The sequence below is a fragment of the Agromyces indicus genome, from assembly GCF_031432295.1.
GTDB lineage: Bacteria > Actinomycetota > Actinomycetes > Actinomycetales > Microbacteriaceae > Agromyces > Agromyces indicus.
The window spans coordinates 165118-183858 of record NZ_JAVKGS010000001.1 but is presented as its reverse complement, the minus strand read 5'-3'; the positions used below and the strand labels follow the sequence as shown (position 1 = coordinate 183858).

The following is an 18741-nucleotide window of genomic DNA, read 5'->3' as shown; positions in this document are numbered from 1 at the left end:
TCCTCAGATCCGCTCGGCAAGGTTGCGGGCGCCGACCACCGACAGCGCGACGTTGGTCAGGGTGGGGTTGCACGCGGCGGGGGTGGGGATGGTGCCGTTGCCGCCGACGTACACGTTGTCGGTGCCCCAGACCCGCATCCTCGTGTCGAGCGTGCTGGTCTGGTCGTCGGTGCCGAATCGCGTGGTGCCCTGGTAGTGCAGGGATGCCCCGTGCGGCATCACGACCGGTTCGAGGCCATTGATCGCCGAGCCGAGCAGCTCGCCGACGCGGCCGGCCTCGCGGACGGCCTGGTCCAGTCGAGCCTGATCGTTGTCGGTGAATGTGTAGTGGATCCGGATGGCGGGCATTCCGAAGAAGTCCAGCTCGTCGTCGTCGAACTCGACCCGGTCCTCGAACCGCACGTCGACCTTGCCCATGAACAGGGAGCACTCCACGACGGAACCCGGCCATGCCTCGAACGACGCGTCGACCGGGATGGGGGAGGCATCCCATTGGGTGATCTGGCCGTGGAACGGGAAGGTCCGCTCGTCGAACGGGATCCAGCTGACCCCCGCGAGCAGGTCGACGGCGCCTTCGCTGGTCTTTCGCACTCCCTCGGCCGCAGCGCGCAGGGACGGGTCGAGCTGGATCGTGCTCGTAGTCATGGTGTGCTCGTTCAAGTAGTGACCGAGCGCGGTCGGCCGGATGCCGGACGCGTGGAGCAGCTGCGGTGAACGGAGCGAGTCGGCGGCGACGACGACGAACCGTGCGCCGACCTCGTACTCGCGATCCTCGCGCCGGTCGTACAGGAGCACCCCGTCGGCGTCGCCGTTGCGGGTCAGGATCCGGCGTGCTGTGGTCTCCGCGCGCAGCTCGAAACCATCGGCGTCGGCCGCAACCAGGAGGTCGCCGAGCATCGCGCCGGGCCCGGTCCAGTACCGCTCGCCGGTCTGCTGGACCTCCATCGCGAGCGGCATCGGCTGCACGCGCCGGTCAGCACGCCGGCCGGCGTCGTAGTGGTTGCCGAGCAGGTGGCGCACCTCCGCGCCGAGCGGAGCGTGGTCGAACGCGTGCTGGGTAACCAGCAGCAGACGCCGTGCCTCATCGAGCGCGGAGTCGAACTCGCGATCGCTGAGGTCGGTGCTACGTTCGCCGATTCCGGGCCACGGGCTCGCGCCGGACCAGTGGATGCCCATCCCGCCGACGTTGCTGGAGAGCGCGGCGGCCTGGAAGCCGGTCTCGCCGTTCGAGGTCGGGGTGGGGTTGAGCAGCCAGGTGCCGGGTCGTGCGGCGAGCCCGCTCGAGCGACCGCGGGACGGGGAGAGCGCCCGAGCCACGGCCTCGTCGTAGTCCGCCGGGTTGGCTGCCGGGCCCTGCGAGGCGAACTGCGCAGCGACGCGTTCGCGAGGCTCGGAGATCGTCCGGACGTGGCGTCCGAGCGGATCGGTGACGGCGGGACCGGACTCGACCATGAGTATCCGAGCGTTGGGAGCCGCGGTCCTAATGGTGCGTGCGTACGTGGCGCCGGCGGGGCCGCTGCCGATGACGACGACGTCGTAGGTGTCCTTCATGAGTGGTGCTTTCCGTATCGGGGCGCGCTTGCGCCTGCTTGCGAGTGGCGAACGAACGTGTTCGTTCAGTGCGCGACGGCGGAGTCCCGGGCGGGCGCCTCTTCGTCAGTGCCAAGGATCGTCAGCGGTTCCTTGCGGTTGTACCGGAAGAAGACGGTCCAGATGATCGCGGTGAGAATCGCGGACACGATCGGGATGAGCCACATCGGGGTCCATGCGGTGGGGCCGGCGTCCGGATTCGCGGCGACCGTGTTGGCGAACACCCAGCCGGAGAGCAGCGAGCCGAAGAACTGCCCGAAGCCGGAGATGACCAGGATCAGCATGCTCTGCGCCTGCGCGGAGAACTGGACCGGCGCGACCCGCCCGATGTACATCGCGGCAAGGACCAGGAAGAAGTCGACGCAGATTCCCTGCAGCGCGATCGCGAGGATGGCGACCCACGTCTGGCCGTCAGCGGCGACGATGAACAGTGCGAAGCGGACGCCCCACATCACCATGCCTGCCAGCAGCGCCCACTTCATGCCGACGTACTTGAGGACCAGCGGGATGGTGACAATGAATAGCACCTCGCCCGCCTGGCCGATGGCGAGCACACCGGCCACGTTCTCGATGCCGAGTGCGCCGAGGAACGGCGACGCCCACGCGTTGTACACGCCGAGCGAGATGGCCGTGAGCAGCGCGCAGATCATCAGTACGGCGAAGTTGCGGTAGCGGAGCAGCGTGAACGCCTTCGCACCCACGAGGTCGCCGATCGAGAACCGCACACCCTTCGCCGGCGCGGGGGTCGACGGCAGCGTGAACGCGTAAAGACCGAGCGCGATGCTCGCGCCCGCCGTGACATAGAACAGGTTCACCGAAGCGGACAGACCGAGCGCGCCGACTCCGAGACCAGCGATCACCCAGCCGAGCGTGCCGAACACGCGGATGTACGGGAACAGCTTCTGGTTCTCGCCGAGATGCCGGAAGGCGATCGAGTTCGTAAGACCCAGGGTCGGCTGGAAGAAGATCATGTAGGCGAAGATGAGCCCGAGCGCCACCGCGCCACTGCCCGCCGTGACGACGAGCGGCAGGGAGAGCATCACGAGTCCGCCGAGGATGTGGGCGATGCCGAGCGCCTTCTGCGAGGCCAGGAAGCGGTCGGCGATCGCCCCGAGGAACATCGGCGACACGATCGCCGCGACCGCGGCGAGCGAATACGCGAGACCGATGATGTCCGCGAGCCCGTTCGTGGCGAGCACGAGTCCGAAGGTCGCGAACCAGGATCCGAACACCATGAACTCGAGCAGCATCATCAGGGTCAATCGCACGAAGATCGTACGATTGCCGCTCACCGTTTCGTCGGTGGGTAGGGAGGAGAACGCCGCCGTGGGCGTCTCGTTGTCGCTTGTGAGTTGATTTCTCTTCATCGAGATCACCAGACCATTCGGTTTTAGAACATTCAGGAAGCCCCTCAAGGCCAGAGCATGCTAGAACTGAATCATTCTTGTGTCAACACACACGTGATCGTTTGTTTCTCAAGCGATGAGATCGCGCCGTGTCCAGTCGGGGAGCTCGCTGAGCGGGGTTTCGCGGTGCTCGAGTCCTGCAACGAGGGCCCCGAGCAGCACCACGTCGGCGGTGAGCTCAGCGGGCCGGAACTCAATGGTGGGTGAGACCGCTCGAAGGCTCGCGACTTCGACGGCGGAACCGAGACTTTCGAAGAGGGGCCGGCCTGCCGTGCGGAGTTCGCCGCCGATGACGATGACCTCTGGCGCCATCATCTTGCCGACGTTGGCGAGGGCCCGACCGAGCAGGCGGCCGACGTCATAGAGCACGCCACGGGCGGCGAGGTCGCCGTCCCGGGATGCCGCGATGATGTCGGTCATCGAACGCATGTCGCCGTTGCTGGAGGTCAGTGCGGCGAGCATGGCCGGCTCGGAGGCGTACATGGTCAGGCAGCCCCGGCTTCCGCAGACGCAGATCGGTCCGGCGGGATCGACGACCATATGGCCGATCTCGCCCGCCAGCCCGTCGCCGCCGCGGTAGACACTGCCGTTGAGGATGAATGCGCCGCCGACGTGGCTCGAGCCCAGGACGTAGAAGAAGTCGTCGCTGCCGCGGCCCGCGCCCCAGGTCCACTCGGCCAGACCGGCACAGTTGGCGTCGTTGTCGACGACGACCTCGACCTCGAGCGAGCGCGACAGTTCGTCGCGGATGACGGCGTCGCGCCATCCGGGCAGCTGCGCCGCGGCCCACGATGCGACGGTGCCGGCGTTCCGCGCGATCGGCGCCTGCATCGCCACGCCCACCACGTCGACCTGCGAAAGCTCAAGCTCGCTTTCGGCGACGAGTTCGCGCACGAGGGCTGCGGCCATGCCCGGCCCCGCGGCGCTGAGATCGTCGATGACGGCCCGACGGCGGTCGACCCGACGCTCCCGCTCGAAGTCGAACAAGGCTGCGTGCAACTCGGTCGCGCCGACGTGCAACGCGACAACGGCGCCGCGCCTCGCAACCAGCGCGACCACTGACTCGCGGCCGTTCAGCGACCTCGACTCGATGAGCTCCTGGTCGCGCAGCGACCTCACGATCGCATTGATGGTGGATGGCGACAGGCCGGTCGTACGGGCCAGAGCGGCCTGCGAGGCGGGCCCACCGACGCGAAGCGCGTCGAGCACTCGCTTGACGTTGGCCTGCCGGAAGCCAGTCTGGCCACGCTTGCCGGCGGGCTCCTGCTGGGGTGCGGAATCGGATTGACGCATGATCTCACTATACCGTTCGAGAACAGAATGATTAGGCACCACGGACGGGACTGAGCAACACTATCTCGTATGATTCGCGGCATGCCATCCCGCCCCTCGCGTTATGGCGAGTGGCGGCAGGCTGCGCGCGAGGTGTGGTCGGAAGTCATCCGGATCGGCCCGTACGCTCAGAATCATTGGGGCGCGCTGCAGGTCGCCATCAGCGTCAGCGTTCCCATCGTCGTCCTGCTCGCACTTGACCGTGCCGATCTGCTTCCGTATGCGGTGTTCGGGTCACTCAGCTCCGTGTACGGGAAGCGACTGGCCGGCCGCGATCGACTTCGTGTTCAACTTGGAACGAGCGCGATTCTCGTGCTCGCAGTCTGCCTCGGTGTTTCAGCCGGCGCCGTTCCTCAGCAGCCGTTGTTCGCTGTGCTCGCGATGGCATTCGTCTCGCTGCTCGGACTCGCCTGCGCCGAGCGCTTCGGATGGCTCCCCGTTCCGTCACTCTTCCTCGTGTTCGCGACCGGCACCGTCTCGTCCCTACCTCAGTCCTGGTCCTCCCTGCCGGTCGCCTTCCTGGCATCCACGATCGCCGCGCTGTTCGGCGTCGTCGTCGGTCAAGCAGTCCTCGTCGCGCAACGCGTGAGCCAGGTCGCGCTGATTCCGGTCACGACTCGCGGTGCACGTTTCAGGTCAGTTGAATTCCTCGAGAAGTCCTTCATCTACGCTGGCGCACCGTTGCTCGCCGGCGGCCTCGCGTTGACCCTGGAACTGGGACACGCCTATTGGGCGGCGGTGTCCGCCACCGTGCCCCTAGTAGGTGCAAGCCTTACTCAACATTTCGGCAGAGCGATCCTCCGCGTCGCGGGCACACTCGTCGGCGTCCTGATCGGGTACGTGCTGCTCATGTTCTCGCCTCCCCTCTGGGTGCTCGCCGCGGCCGTCGCGGTACTGCAGTTCCTCACCGAGATGTTCGTCGAACGGAACTACGGCATCGCCGTGGTCTGCATCACCCCGCTCGCCTTGATCCTGAGCTATATCTCGCACCCCACGGCGCCGGACGGACTCGTACTCGACCGGGTCCTCTCCACCCTGGTCGGAATCGCCGTCGCTGTGCTCCTGCTCGTTGCCGCGCGCGTCTTCATCCGTCGATTCGCGGGAGATGATCTCTCGGAGCGTGCTGGCGAAGACTGACGAGTGACGTGGGCGCTATCGTCAGCAACCCCACATTGACCTGCCGCTCCCCCGCGTATCCGGGCCGGAGCCTCGTCGTGCATAACGTCGCCAACCGTGCCGAACATGGCGGATCAATGGAGTGAACCCTGCGTCAGGGCTTGCCGCGCGAAGTCGCGCAGACCCGGTGCGAATCACTCCGACGCCGAGGCACGCGCCGACCGGGATCGATGAGTTGAATGACCGTCTCCGAGGGCCGCCCAAACGATTGTTCGCTCGAATTTGTGACCATTAAGTGACTACCAGAGCGATTTTGCAATCGAGAGTCGCGGGCGTGCTGGCTTGAAAATCCCAGATGAGCCCTGCGAACCCGTTGAGGCCCCGCCGCGTGGACTGTTTCCGCGCCATCCCCGGCGACCGGTTCGCTTCCATGCGAACTTCGGGAGCGGAAAAAGTGTCCTTGATCAGGCAATATACGAAGAGCCGATGACGGGAATCGAACCCGCGCTGTCTGCTTGGGAAGCAGAAGTTCCTAAGTGCCGATTCATAGTGCTTCACTCGAACTCATGAGCCGCGGAATCACGCGGAATGTGAATCCGAGTGGGCCACCGTGAACTCGGCAAAACCGTGAGTTAATCGTGAGCGGCCCGTTCGTTGAGGCCTGTCGACTTGCCGCGGTCACCGAGCCAAGGCAACGGCGAGATGCCGGAAAGGAACTGGGCGATCGAGCTGCGCTGACTCGCCTCGGGGCGAGAGATCGCGCGCTATCGAAGCGCTGTGGCGTCGCGCGGCGCCGTGGATGCGCGCTCGACCAGCGTCGCGCGCAGCTCGGGGGCGACACTCGGCGCGGGGCGCCCCTCGACCGCGCTGAGCGCGAGGTCGGCGAAGAAGCGGCCGAGGCCGGCCGTATCCACACGGATCGTGGACAGGGTCGGCTCCAGCATCGACGCGAGGGGGGTGTCGTCGTGCCCGATGACGGAGAGCTCGCCGGGCACGGAGAGCCCCGTGCGAAGCGCGGCGCCTACCAGGGCGCCGGCCACATCGTCGTTGTACGCCGCCACGGCCGTGACCCCCTGAGCGCGCCAGGTGCTGAGCGCAGCACGGGCCGAGGCATCCGTCAACTCGAGGTCGTCGGTGGGCAGCGCATCGAGGCCGAGCGAATCCGCGGCCTGCTCCGCGGCACGTCGCCGCAGCCGCACGAGGTCCGCGACGCGCGGGTCGGCTGAGCCGGCGAACGCGATCGCGCGGTGCCCGAGGTCGTGCAGGTGGCGGATCTGCAGGCTGGGCCCGTCCTCGGTCCACTCCTCAACGGTCGCATGTTCGGGGTCGGGGATGATGCGTGCGACTCCGGCCGCTCGGATCGCGGCCGCCTGCCCGGGAGCCCAGGGTGTCATCGACATGACCAGGTCGGGTTGCAGGGTCTCCCAGAGCGGGCGGGCGTGGCCGGTGGGGTGCGGCGTGTAGGTGATGAGCGCGTAGCCGGCCTCGTCGAGTGCGAGCGACGCCTCTTCGATATTGCGCCGGAGGTTGAAGTCGAGTGGCCAGTCAGGCAGCACGAGCAGCACGATGCGCGAGCGTCCGCTGGCGAGGGCGCGGGCCGCGATGTTGGTGCGGTAGCCCAGCCGCTTGGCTTCATCAAGCACGCGGGTGCGGGTCGCCTCCGAGATGGTCTGGCCGGGCGTGTCGTTCAGGACGAAACCAACCGTTGCGCGGGAGATGCCGAGGGAGCGGGCGATATCGGCTGCCGTGACCCGGCGTGGACTGGTCGTCTGCGACATCGGCTACCTCCTCCTGTGTCGGTACTTGCGCGCGCTAGTTCCCCAATGTAGCATCGGCTGCATTCGCTAGCACGCGCTAGTAGCGAGTCGAGCGGATATCGCAGACACTGTCCCCACTCACCTGACAACGGAGTCCTGATGAATCCCATCGACCGCGACGACGAGCCCATCGTCACCCCGGTGCCCTCCCCGCTGCCCACCGCGACCGTCGACCCCGAGGCGATCGCCGAGGAGCGGGATGCCGAGCGGCGGCACGACGCCGCCGGCGACCTGCCCAAGGTGAACGCCCGCTACATCTGGTTCATGGTCCTGGCGCAGTTCGGCGTCTTCATGGCCTTCATCACCCCGCTCGCCATCTCGCTGTCGATCCGGCTGAACGAGCTCGCCCCCGGTCGCGAGGAGGTGCTCGGCTACATCACCGGTGCAGGCGCGCTGTTCGTCATGCTCACCGCGCCGTTCATGGGCGTGTGGAGCGACCGCACCCGGACGGCCATCGGCCGTCGCCGCCCGTTCATGATCGGCGGCATGGTGGTCGGCGTCCTCTCGCTCGTCGTGATGGCCCTCGCGCCGAACGTGTTCGTCCTCGGCCTTGGCTGGGTGCTCGCGCAGTGGGGCTGGGGCACGGTGCTCGGCAACCTGCAGAACTCGACGGCCGACCGGCTGCCCGAGGAACAGCGCGGCAAGGTCGCCGGGCTCACCGGCTTCGCCACGCAGGTCGCGCCCGTCTTCGGCGTGATCCTCACCGTCGGGTTCACCGGCGACGCGCTGCTGCTGTTCCTCATCCCGGGCGCCGTCGGCGTCGTGCTCGTCACGCTCTTCGTCACGCTCGTGCACGAGGACGACAGCCGCGGTCTGCCGAAGGATGCGCTGACCGTCGGCGGCCTGCTGCGCAAGTACGTCTACGACCCGCGCCGCTACCCCGACTTCTCGTGGAACTGGCTCGGCCGCTTCCTCTTCTACTTCGGCCTCACGCTGAACACCACGTTCACGGCCTTCTTCTTCGCCAACCGCCTCGGCGTCGACGTCACCGAGGTGGCCGGCATCATCGCCACCCTTGGCGGCGTCGGCGTGCTCGCCGTGACCGCGGGCGCACTCGGCGGCGGGTTCCTCTCCGACCGGTTCCGTCGCCGCAAAGTCTTCGTCGTCACTGGTGGCGCGCTCATGGCCGTCGGCATGGTGCTCATGGCGCTGTCATCCGACCTGCCGCTGCTCATCGCCGGGTCGCTCATCGTCTCGACGGGCATCGGCATGTTCTCGGCCGTCGACCAGGCGCTCCTACTCGACGTGCTGCCCGAGAAGACCACCGACGCCGGACGGTTCATGGGCATCACCGGCTTCGCCACCTCGATCCCGCAGTCCGCCGGCCCGCTCGTCGCCTCCGCGATCCTCCTCGTGGGGGTCACGGGCGGCGACAAGAACTACTCGCTCCTCTTCATCGTCGCCGCGGCGCTCGTGCTCGCCGGCGGCCTCGTCATCCTCCGCATCCGCTCGGTGCGCTGAGCCGCCCGCGACCTCCGACCTCCGAACCCCGTGAAGGACCCCTCGTGAACATCACCATCACTCCCGTCCGCTTCGAGCACCACCGCGACGCGCTCGGCATCGGCGAGGCCGAGCCCCGCCTCAGCTGGATCGTCGAGTCGGCGCCCGCCGGGTGGCGTCAGGCGCGTTACGAGGTCGAGTCGAGGGCGACGGATGGCGCAGCGCCGGCCGTGCATGCCGTCGACAGCGCCGATTCGGTGCTCATGCCGTGGCCGTTCGCCCCGCTGGCTTCCCGCGAGCGGCGCGAGGTGCGGGTCCGAGTGACCGGGGAAGGCGGCGCGGCGTCGGAATGGAGCGAGTGGTCCGCGGTCGAGGCCGGCCTACTCGAGCCGTCGGACTGGCAGGCGCGGATGGTCGGTCCGGACCCCGATGGCGCGTTCGCGGGGGAGCGATCGCCGCTGGTGCGCGGCATCGCCGACCTCGACGACGTGCCGATCGTCCGGGCGCGCCTCTACGCGACCGCCCACGGGCTCGTCGAACTCGAGATCAACGGGGTGCGCGTCGGCGACCACGAGCTGACGCCGGGCTGGTCGGCGTACGAGTCGCGCCTTCGATACGCGACGTTCGACGTGACCGACCTGCTGCGTCCGGGTCGCAACGTGCTCGGCGCGTGGCTCGGCGACGGCTGGTGGCGCGGTCGCCTCGGCTGGGACGGTCGCGACGGGTTCTATGGCGATCGGCTGGGCGTGCTCGCGCAGCTCGAGGTCGAGTACGCCGACGGGCGGCGGCAGGTCGTGGCATCCGGCACTGATTGGATGGTCGGCTCGAGTGCGATCCGGGCGTCCGACCTCTACGACGGTGAGGACTTCGACGCACGCGCTCACGAGGCGGCGTGGTCGACGGCCGGCGTCGACGACGCGGGCTGGGAGGCATCCGTCGCCCAGGATCGAGACCCCGCCACGCTCGTCGCGCCCGATGGCGCGCCGGTGCGCGTGGTCGAGACCCTGCCCGTGCGGGAGGTGATCACGAGTCCGTCGGGCAAGCGGATCCTCGACTTCGGGCAGAACCTCGTCGGTCGCCTACGCATCACGGTCTCGGGCGAGGCCGGCGACGTCGTGACCTTCCGTCACGCCGAGGTGCTCGAGCACGGCGAGCTCGCGACCGAACCGCTGCGCACCGCGAAGGCGACCGACCGCTACACGCTCCGCGGCGACGGAGAGGAGACCTGGGCGCCGCGGTTCACGTTCCACGGGTTCCGCTACGCGGAGGTCGACGGCTGGCCGGACGAATTCGATCCCGCCGCGATCGTCGCCGAGGTGCTGAGCAGCGACCTCGAGCGCACCGGCGAGTTCGCGGCATCCGACCCGCTCGTCGAGCGCCTGCACGAGAACGTCGTCTGGAGCATGCGCGGCAACTTCGTCGACGTGCCCACCGACTGCCCGCAGCGCGACGAGCGCCTCGGATGGACCGGCGACCTGCAGGTCTTCGCACCGACCGCATCGTTCCTCGCCGACGCGTCGGGCTTCCTCGCGTCGTGGCTGCGCGACCTCGCGGCGGAGCAGACCAGGTATGGCGGCGTGCCGATGATCGTGCCGGCGATCACGGTCGGCAATACCGGCCCGACGGCCGGCTGGGCGGATGCCGCGACCGTCGTCCCCTGGACGATGTACGAGCGCTTCGGCGACCTCGGCGCGCTCGAGCGTCAGTTCGACAGCATGGCGGCGTGGGTCGACCAAGTCGAGGCGGCTGCGGGGGAGGACCGCATCTGGAGTGCCGGGTTCCAGTTCGGCGACTGGCTCGACCCGCTCGCACCCGCCGGCCGGCCCGAGGCGGCGCAGACGTACCCCGAGATCGTGGCGACCGCGTACTTCGCCCGGTCGGCGCGCATCGTGGCGGATGCAGCGGCGCTGATCGGCCGCGATGACGATGCCGCGCGCTACGGGGCACTCGCCGACGAGGTGCGTGCCGCCTTCCACCGGGAGTACGTCGCGCGGTCGGGGCGCCTGCTCTCCGACTCGGCGACCGCGTATGCGCTCGCCCTGCAGTTCGACCTGATCCCCGATGACGGCGAGCGCCGACGCGCCGCCGACCAGCTCGCCGACATCGTGCGCGGCAACGGATTCCGCATCGCGACGGGCTTCATCGGCACCCCGCTGATCACCGACGCGCTGAGCGCCAACGGCCACGCGGATGTCGCGTACCGCCTGTTGCTGCAGACCGAGGCGCCGTCGTGGCTGTACGCCGTGAAGCAGGGCGCGACCACCATCTGGGAGCGCTGGGACTCGATGCTGCCGGACGGCACCGTGAACCCCGCAGGGATGACCTCATTCAACCACTACGCGTTCGGCGCGGTGGGCGACTGGCTGCACCGGGTCGTCGCGGGACTCGCGCCGGACGCCCCGGGGTACCGCCGGATCCGGTTCGCACCGCAGCCGCCCCGGCGCGGCCTCACGTCGGCATCGGCGAAGCTGCGCACGCCGTACGGAACGGCGTCGAGCGCGTGGCGGCTCGCCGACGGCACGCTCGAGCTCGAGGTGACCGTGCCGGTCGGCGCGACCGCCGATGTCGTGCTGCCCTCGGGCGCCGAGCACCTCGGCCTCGAGCACGGCACGTACGGGTTCACCGAGCCGTTCGAGGTCGAGTCAGTGGAGCGAGCCGTCGTCACGGTCGACACCTCGCTGGGCGACCTCATCGACGACACCGCCGCGCTCGGTGTGCTGACGGGCGTCATCACCAAGTACGTGCCCGAGGCCGCCGAGCACATGTCTGCCGGATTCCGCGGCCAGGACGAGCTCACGCCTCGGCAGATCGCGGCTCTGCTGCCCCATCCCGATGCCGTGCTCGCCGACCTCGAGCGCGGGTTCGCCGCCGTCTCGGCGGGCGAGGAGGTGCCCGCGGACGTCCTCACCGCGCCCGAGCCCACGGATGAGGAGGCAGCGGCCGCCGACGCCGACCTCGCCGAGCAGGCGGCACTGCTGAGCGGCGCGAGCTTCTGGGCGACGCGCGAGGGCCGCGGCATCCGTTCGCTCACGCTCGTCGACGGGCCGCACGGCATCCGCCTGCAGCGCGAAGGCGAAGATCACCTCGGTCTCAACGCGAGCGTTCCGGCGACGTGCTTCCCGCCCGGGGTCGCGCTCGGCTCGAGCTGGGACCCGGTGCTCGCCCGTGAGATCGGCGAGGCCATCGGCCGCGAGGCCCGCGCGCTCGGCGTCGACGTCGTGCTCGGGCCCGGCATCAACATCAAGCGCTCGCCGCTCGGCGGCCGCACGTTCGAGTACCTCTCCGAGGATCCGCGCCTGACGGGCGTGCTCGCCACCGAGTGGGTGCGCGGCCTGCAGTCGACGGGCGTCGGCGCGTCGCTCAAGCACTTCGCCGTGAACAGCCAGGAGACCGACCGCATGCGCGTGAGCGCCGAGGTCGACGAGCGCACCCTGCGCGAGATCTACCTGCCCGCATTCGAGCGGGTCGTGAAGGATGCCGCGCCGGCCACGGTCATGAGCGCCTACAACGCGATCAACGGCGTGTTCTCGTCGGAGAACCGGTGGCTGCTCACCGAACTGCTGCGCGACGAGTGGGGGTTCGACGGCCTCGTCGTCTCGGACTGGGGCGCGATCAAGGATCGGGTCGAGGCGCTCGCCGCCGGGCTCGATCTCGAGATGCCGGGCACGGGCGACGAGGGCACCGACGCGATCCTCGCCGCGGTGCGCGAGGGGCGGATCGACCGTTCGGTGGTCGAGGCGAGCGTCGAGCGGCTGCGCCGTCTCGCCGAGCAGACGGCTCCGTCGACGGATGTCGCGGACGCACCCTCCGCGTTCGACGTCGACGCGAACCACGCGCTCGCCCGACGCGCGGCCGCGGCCTCGGTGGTGCTGCTCCGCAACGAGGACGCCACCCTCCCGCTGCGCGCCGGCCGGCGCGTCGCCGTGATCGGCGAGCTCGCGGTCGACCCGCAGTACCAGGGCGGGGGCAGCTCGCACGTGAACGCGACCCGCGTCGACGTGCCGCTCGACGAGCTCCGGCGCTCGCTCGGCGACAACCAGATCGCCTACGCGGCCGGGTACGCGCGTGGAGCCGGCGACGAGACCGCCGGCGCGCTGCTCGCCGAGGCGCGCGCCGCCGCGGCATCCGCCGACGTCGCCGTCGTGTTCGCCGGGCTGTACGAGATCGACCAATCGGAGGGCTTCGACCGTGAGCACCTCGACCTGCCCGCCGCGCAGGTCGCCGCGATCCAGGCGGTCGCCGCCGTCGCGAAGCGCACCGTCGTGGTCCTGTCCAACGGCGGCGTGGTCTCGCTCGACCCCTGGCACGACGACGTCGACGCGATCGTCGAGGGCTGGGCGCTCGGCCAAGCCGTCGGCGGCGCGCTCGCCGACGTGCTCACCGGTGCGGTGAACCCATCGGGCCGGCTCGCCGAGACCATCCCGCTCGCGCTCGCCGACACCCCGGCGTACCTGAACTTCCCCGGTGAGCAGGAGATCGCGCGGCACGGCGAGGGTGTCTTCGTCGGCTACCGCTACTACACGAGCGCCGACCGCGCCGTGCGGTACCCGTTCGGACACGGCTTGAGCTACACCGGCTTCGAGGTCGAGGTGTTCGACGTCGAGGCGAACGGGCCCGACACCGCCGTGGCGCGGGTCACCGTGCGGAACACCGGTGACGTTGCCGGCGCCGAGGTCGTGCAGCTCTACGTCGCGCCCGCGTCCTCGGAGGTCCGCCGCCCGGTCCGTGAACTGGGCGCCTTCGCGAAGGTCGAGCTCGCTGCCGGCGAGGCGACCACCGTCTCGCTCGAACTCGAACGCCGTGCCTTTGCGCACTGGGATGCGCGCGGCTCCCGCTGGTGGGTCGCCCCCGGCACCTACCGCCTGGAGCTCGGCCGCTCGGCGAGTGACATCGTCGCGGCACGCGACCTCGCCCTCGACGGCGACGTCGACCGGCCCGCGGCGCTCAGCCTCGACTCGACGGTCAAGGAGTGGTTCGGCCACCCCGTCGTCGGGCCCGCGCTCATGCAGGGCATGATGGCGAACGCCACGGCCGAGCAACAGGCCGCCGCCGAGGCGAACGCGAACGCCCTGAAGATGGTCGAGTCGATGCCGATGGGCCAGTTCGCACGGTTCCCCGGTGTCGACCTCGCCGACGACGTGCTCGACCGGTTCATCGCGCTGAGCCTCGCCGCGGCCCAGCCGGAGCCGGTCGCGTGAGCCGTGCGCCCGCGCCGGCCGCCGCTCCGGGCTCGGTGACGGCCTGGGACGACGTGCTCCCAGGTCGTCACGGCCCGATCCCGGTGCGCCGGTACCAGCCGCAGGCCGCCATCGCCGGTCCGGGCAGCGGCGCCGGGCTCGTGATCTGGCTGCACGGCGGCGCGTTCTCGCACGGCGGGCTCGACCAGCTCGAGTCGCACGCCGTCGGGCTCGCGCTCGCCGCGGCCGGGCACCCGGTCGTCGCGGTCGACTACCGCCGGGTGCCGCCGTGGAGCTGGTGGCGGCGTCCGCGCCCCGGCGTGCTCGAGGGCATCCGGTACCCGGTTCCGGTGGAGGACGTGATCGATGCGGTCGCCACCCTGCGCCGTGAGGCGGATGACGCGGGCCGCGAGCTCGTGCTCGGCGGCGCGAGCGCCGGCGCATGCCTCGCCGCGGCGGCCGTGCTGCGGCTCGGCGCCGAGCGCGGGCCCCGCCCCGACAGGCTGCTGCTCGTGTACGGGACTTACCACGCGGCGCTGCCGCCGATCTCCCGCGCGCTGCGGGCCCGCATCCGCGGACGTCACTCGCTCATGCAGTTCCGGCCGTCGACGGTGGAGCGCATGAACCGCAACTACGCGGGCCGCGCCGAGGTGATGGAGGACCCCTGGGCGTTCCCCGGCGGGCACGACCTGAGCGGGGTGCCGCCGACGCTCGTGCTCGACGCCGACCGCGATTCGCTGCGCGCATCGGGCGAGGCGTTCGCCGCCGAGCTCGGGGAGGCCGGAGTCGACGTGACGAACGAGATCGTGCCCGAGTCCTCGCATGGGTTCCTCGACCGGCCGGGCACCGCCGCGTTCGACGAGGGGATGTCTCGCGCCATCCGCTGGCTCGACCGCCACTGACCTACCGCCACCGCCCATCGCCATCGACCATGGAGGCATCCGCCATGACTGAAACGTTCCAATCATCACGGGGCCGCCGCCGTGTCCTGCTCACCGGTGCGTCCGGCAACTGGGGCCGCGCCACGCTCAGGGAGCTGCGCGAGCGCGCCGATCGGATCGACGCCATCGCCCTCGCCCTGCCGACTGAGCGCGACCGAGCGGCGCTCGCCGAATTCGACGACATGCCCAACCTCGAGATCGTATGGGGCGACCTCACCGACGCCGCGACCGTCGCCGCCTGCGTCGCCCGCGTCGACGTCGTGCTGCACGTCGGCGCGGTCGTCTCGCCGCTCGCAGACGAACGCCCCGAACTCGCGCACCGCGTGAACGTCGGCAGCATCCGCAACATCGTCGAGGCCGTGCTCGCCCTGCCCGACCCGGCCTCGGTCGCGATCGTCGGCGTCGGCTCGGTCGCACAGACCGGAAGCCGCAATCCGCCGCGCCACTGGGGACGCGTCGGCGACCCGATCCGGGTCTCGCAGTACGACGAGTACGGGCAGAGCAAGGTCGTCGCCGAGCGCATCCTCGTCGACTCCGGACTGCCCAAGTGGGTGCAGCTCCGGCAGACCGGCATCTTCCACCCCGGCATGCTCGAGATCCGCGACCCGATCATGACGCACTCGCCCTTCGGCGGGGTCATGGAGTGGGCGAGCGCCGAGGACTCGGCCCGGCTGCTCGCGAACCTCTGCGAAGCCGACGTGCCCGACGAGGTCTGGGGCGGCGTCTACAACATCGGCGGCGGCGAGGGATGGCGGCTCACGAACTGGGAGCTGCAGACCGCGATCGGGCGGGCGATGGGGGTCCGCGACATTCGCCGCTGGTACGACCGCGACTGGTTCGCCACCCGCAACTTCCACGGCCAGTGGTACGTCGACAGCGACCGGCTGGACAAGCTCGTGCCGTTCCGCCGCGACACGTTCGACGACGCCCTAGCCCGGGCCATCGCCGCGGCGCCCGCCTCGGTGCGCTCGGCCAGCCGGGTGCCGGCCTGGGTCGTGAAGCACCTGGTCATGAAGCCGCTGACGCGCAAGCCGCGCGGCACCATGGCCGCGATCCGGCGCGGCGACGACGCCGAGATCACGGCGCACTTCGGCTCCCGCGCCGAATGGGAGGCGATCGGCGACTGGTCGACATTCGAGCCGCCGAGCCCCTCGCGCGTTCCGAGCCTGCTCGACCACGGATACGACCAGTCGAAGCCCCCCACCGAATGGTCGGCGCTCGACTACCTCGAGGTCGCGGCCCACCGCGGCGGGCACCTGCTCAGCACCGAGATAGTGCGCGGCGACGTCGCGACGCCGATCGCGTGGGCGTGCGCATTCGGGCACGAGTTCAGTGCCAGCCCTCGACTCGTGCTCACCGCGGGCCACTGGTGCCCGGTCTGCGTGACGGATGCCGCAGGGTACGCGGCGCAGGCCGAGCGCAACGCATTCCTCGCGCAGGTGACCGGGGAGGCGACGTGACCGGCGACGCCATGGGGTCGGGGCGCCGGGTCGTTCCATTCACGGATAGCTGGACCATCGACTCCACGGGCGCGCCCCGTCGCGCGGTCGACCTCCCTCACGACGCCATGCTGGCCGAGCCCCGCTCGGCGGCGGCGCCGTCCGGCTCGCACGGCGCCTACTTCCCCGGCGGCCGCTACCGGTACCGCAAGGTCTGGCAGGCGCCGGCGGATGTCGCCGCGCAGCGGCTCTCGCTGCGCTTCGAGGGGGTCGCCGGTCGCACCCGGGTGCGCGTGAACGACGTCGATGCCGCCACGTGGGACAGCACCTACCGAGAGGTCGAGGTGCCGCTCGGCGGACTCGTCCGGGCCGGTGCCGAGAACGTCATCGAGGTCGACGTCGACAACTCGGCCCAGCCGAGCTCGCGGTGGTACACCGGCAGCGGCATCTACAGGAGGGTCTGGCTGGAGGCGGTGCCGGCCATCCATGTCGACCGTCACGGAGTCGCGCTCACGACACGCCGCTCCGGGTCGGATGCGACAGTCCGCGTAGGGGTCCCGGTTCTGGGGGACTCTGAGGACGGCGACGTCGTCTCGGCGGCCCTGTTCGATGCGGATGTGACCGTGGCGAGGGCGACCGGATCGGTCGCACACGGTGTGGCGCAGCTCGAGCTGCCTGTTCCCCAGGCGACTTTCTGGTCGGCCGAGCGCCCTCACCTGTACGAGCTCGCCCTGCGGCTCGCCCGGCACGGCCGTGAACTCGATGCAGTGACGCTTCGCATCGGCTTGCGCACCATCGAGGTCGGCCCCGAGTTCGGGCTCCGCGTCAACGGCGAGACGGTCCTGCTGCGCGGCGCCTGCGTGCACCACGACAACGGCGTACTCGGTGCGGCGACGTTCCGGGCGGCGGAATTCCGTCGGGCGAGGCTACTCAAGGACGCCGGGTACAACGCCGTCCGCAGCGCCCACAACCCGCTCTCACGCGACTTCCTCGACGCCTGCGACGAGATCGGCTTGTACGTCGTCGATGAGCTCACCGATGTGTGGTTCCGATCGAAGACCGCGTTCGACGGTGCCGACCGGTTCGCCGAGACCTGGCGCGATGACGCACGTTCGATGGTGCGCAAGGATCGCCTGCACCCGAGCGTAATCATGTACTCGATCGGCAACGAGAACGCCGAAACCTCCACCGCCGACGGGGTTGCTGTCGCCCGCGACCTCCGTGCCTTCGTCCACGATCTCGATGCCGACCGGGCGGTGACCGCCGGGGTCAACTTCATGCTGAACGCCATCGCAGCGCGCACCGGCATGAAGGCCGACACGACACCGCCGAAGGCGGACGGAACTCAGAACCGGCCCTCGTGGATCTCGAGCACGATGATCAACGCGATCGCGAATCGGCTGGGGAGGCTCACGCAGCTCCTGTCGCGACTGCCCGGCGCCGATCGCGCGACGCGGGATGTCATGGCCGAGCTCGACGTCGCGGGCTACAACTACGCGTGGTCGCGCTATGAGGCCGACGGCAGGCGCTATCCGACGCGCGTGATCCTCGGCACCGAGTCGCTCTTCGGCGAGCTGCCCGAGATCTGGTCGCGCGTCGAACCGCTCCCGCACGTGATCGGCGACTTCGCCTGGACCGGATGGGACTACCTCGGCGAGACCGGCATCGGCACCTGGGAGTACGACGCGGGCCGACGCTCGTCTCTGCTCGCGAAGCCCTACCCGGCGCTCGTTGCGGGCTCCGGCGCGTTCGACATCACCGGAGTGCCGGGCGCGCCGCTCGCCCTCCAGCGAGCGGTCTGGGGCCTCGCATCGGTCCCGGCGATCATGGTGCGTCCGGTGGACCTGACCGGCGCAAAGGTCCAACGCACCTCATGGCGCAGCTCGGATGCCGTCGCCAGTTGGTCGTGGTCGGGCTGCGAAGGTCGCGTTGCAGAGATCGAGGTGTACTCGGCAGACGAGTCGGTCGAGCTGCTCCTCAACGGCCGGCGCGTCGGCCGACGTCCCGCGGGCCCCCGCGCCGGGTTCGTGGCGCGCTTCCGGGTGCCCTACGAGCCGGGTGAGCTCGTGGCGGTCGGGTACCGCGACGGCCGCGAGACCGGCCGGTCCTCCTTGCGTTCCGCGGAAGCGGTATCGCTGCGCTTGCGCAGCGAGGCGGCGGCGATCGAAGCCGACGGAGATGACCTCGCATTCGTCTGGCTGGAGCTGGCCGACGAACACGGTGAAGTCGAGATGTGCGCGACGGACACGGTCTCGCTCACGGTCACCGGGTCGGCTCGACTCGCGGGCTTCGGTTCAGCCGCGCCCGCCACCGAGGAATCGTTCGCGGATCCCGAGCACACGACGTACCGCGGTCGTGCACTCGCGGTCCTGCGTGCGGCACGCGGCGCCGGTGTAACGGAGATCGAGGCGACGGGTGCGCACTTCGGTTCCGATCGGCTGCTGGTCCAGGTGATCGAGCCTTCGGGACAGCGCTATTGACCC

General features: G+C 70.0%; 10 protein-coding genes. 6 read left to right on the top strand and 4 right to left on the bottom strand.

The annotated features are described in order from the left end of the window. Nucleotides 1-3 precede the first annotated feature (3 nt). The 3 genes from RH861_RS00805 to RH861_RS00795 form a co-directional block, all read right to left on the bottom strand. Nucleotides 4-1551, bottom strand: coding sequence for a GMC oxidoreductase (locus RH861_RS00805; protein ID WP_310519329.1), 1548 nt, complete (start codon nucleotides 1549-1551; stop codon nucleotides 4-6). A 65-nt stretch (nucleotides 1552-1616) separates the two neighbouring features. Then, on the bottom strand, nucleotides 1617-2882 hold the full coding sequence (locus tag RH861_RS00800) for an MFS transporter (protein WP_310519328.1): 1266 nt from the start codon (nucleotides 2880-2882) through the stop codon (nucleotides 1617-1619). A 183-nt stretch (nucleotides 2883-3065) separates the two neighbouring features. Further along, nucleotides 3066-4289 (bottom strand): ROK family transcriptional regulator, encoded by a 1224-nt coding sequence (locus RH861_RS00795; RefSeq protein ID WP_310519327.1) that lies wholly within the window; start codon nucleotides 4287-4289, stop codon nucleotides 3066-3068. A gap of 81 nt (nucleotides 4290-4370) precedes the next feature. On the opposite strand from RH861_RS00795, the gene RH861_RS00790 reads away from it, so the two are divergent. Then, nucleotides 4371-5465 (top strand): FUSC family protein, encoded by a 1095-nt coding sequence (locus RH861_RS00790; protein WP_310519326.1) that lies wholly within the window; start codon nucleotides 4371-4373, stop codon nucleotides 5463-5465. Nucleotides 5466-6208: 743 nt separating this feature from the next. Here RH861_RS00790 and RH861_RS00785 read toward each other — a convergent pair. Beyond that, on the bottom strand, nucleotides 6209-7222 hold the full coding sequence (locus RH861_RS00785; RefSeq protein ID WP_310519325.1) for a LacI family DNA-binding transcriptional regulator: 1014 nt from the start codon (nucleotides 7220-7222) through the stop codon (nucleotides 6209-6211). A gap of 138 nt (nucleotides 7223-7360) precedes the next feature. On the opposite strand from RH861_RS00785, the gene RH861_RS00780 reads away from it, so the two are divergent. From RH861_RS00780 to RH861_RS00760, 5 genes are read left to right on the top strand one after another with little or no spacing between them, the layout of a single operon-like run. Then, nucleotides 7361-8722: an MFS transporter gene (locus RH861_RS00780; RefSeq protein ID WP_310519324.1), complete on the top strand. Its 1362-nt coding sequence runs from the start codon at nucleotides 7361-7363 to the stop codon at nucleotides 8720-8722. A gap of 44 nt (nucleotides 8723-8766) precedes the next feature. Next, nucleotides 8767-13899: a family 78 glycoside hydrolase catalytic domain gene (locus RH861_RS16370; RefSeq protein WP_310519323.1), complete on the top strand. Its 5133-nt coding sequence runs from the start codon at nucleotides 8767-8769 to the stop codon at nucleotides 13897-13899. Then, nucleotides 13896-14780, top strand: a complete 885-nt coding sequence (locus tag RH861_RS00770) for an alpha/beta hydrolase (protein ID WP_310519322.1) — start codon at nucleotides 13896-13898, stop codon at nucleotides 14778-14780. Before RH861_RS16370 ends, RH861_RS00770 begins: the two co-directional genes overlap by 4 nt. Before the next feature lie 44 nt (nucleotides 14781-14824). Then, the gene (locus RH861_RS00765) at nucleotides 14825-16279 is read left to right on the top strand and encodes an NAD-dependent epimerase/dehydratase family protein (RefSeq protein ID WP_310519321.1); all 1455 of its coding nucleotides are present in this window, start codon (nucleotides 14825-14827) and stop codon (nucleotides 16277-16279) included. Next, a complete protein-coding gene (locus tag RH861_RS00760) occupies nucleotides 16276-18738 on the top strand; it encodes a glycoside hydrolase family 2 TIM barrel-domain containing protein (protein WP_310519320.1) in 2463 nt (820 codons plus the stop codon). The genes RH861_RS00765 and RH861_RS00760 overlap by 4 nt, the downstream gene beginning before the upstream one ends. Nucleotides 18739-18741: the final 3 nt, after the last annotated feature.

Coding starts and splice junctions, on each gene's coding strand:
- RH861_RS00785 (WP_310519325.1), bottom strand. CDS start 7,222: ATGTCGCAGACGACCAGTCCACGCCGGGTCACGGCAGCCGATATCGCC.
- RH861_RS00780 (WP_310519324.1), top strand. CDS start 7,361: ATGAATCCCATCGACCGCGACGACGAGCCCATCGTCACCCCGGTGCCC.
- RH861_RS00790 (WP_310519326.1), top strand. CDS start 4,371: ATGCCATCCCGCCCCTCGCGTTATGGCGAGTGGCGGCAGGCTGCGCGC.
- RH861_RS00805 (WP_310519329.1), bottom strand. CDS start 1,551: ATGAAGGACACCTACGACGTCGTCGTCATCGGCAGCGGCCCCGCCGGC.
- RH861_RS00765 (WP_310519321.1), top strand. CDS start 14,825: ATGACTGAAACGTTCCAATCATCACGGGGCCGCCGCCGTGTCCTGCTC.
- RH861_RS00795 (WP_310519327.1), bottom strand. CDS start 4,289: ATGCGTCAATCCGATTCCGCACCCCAGCAGGAGCCCGCCGGCAAGCGT.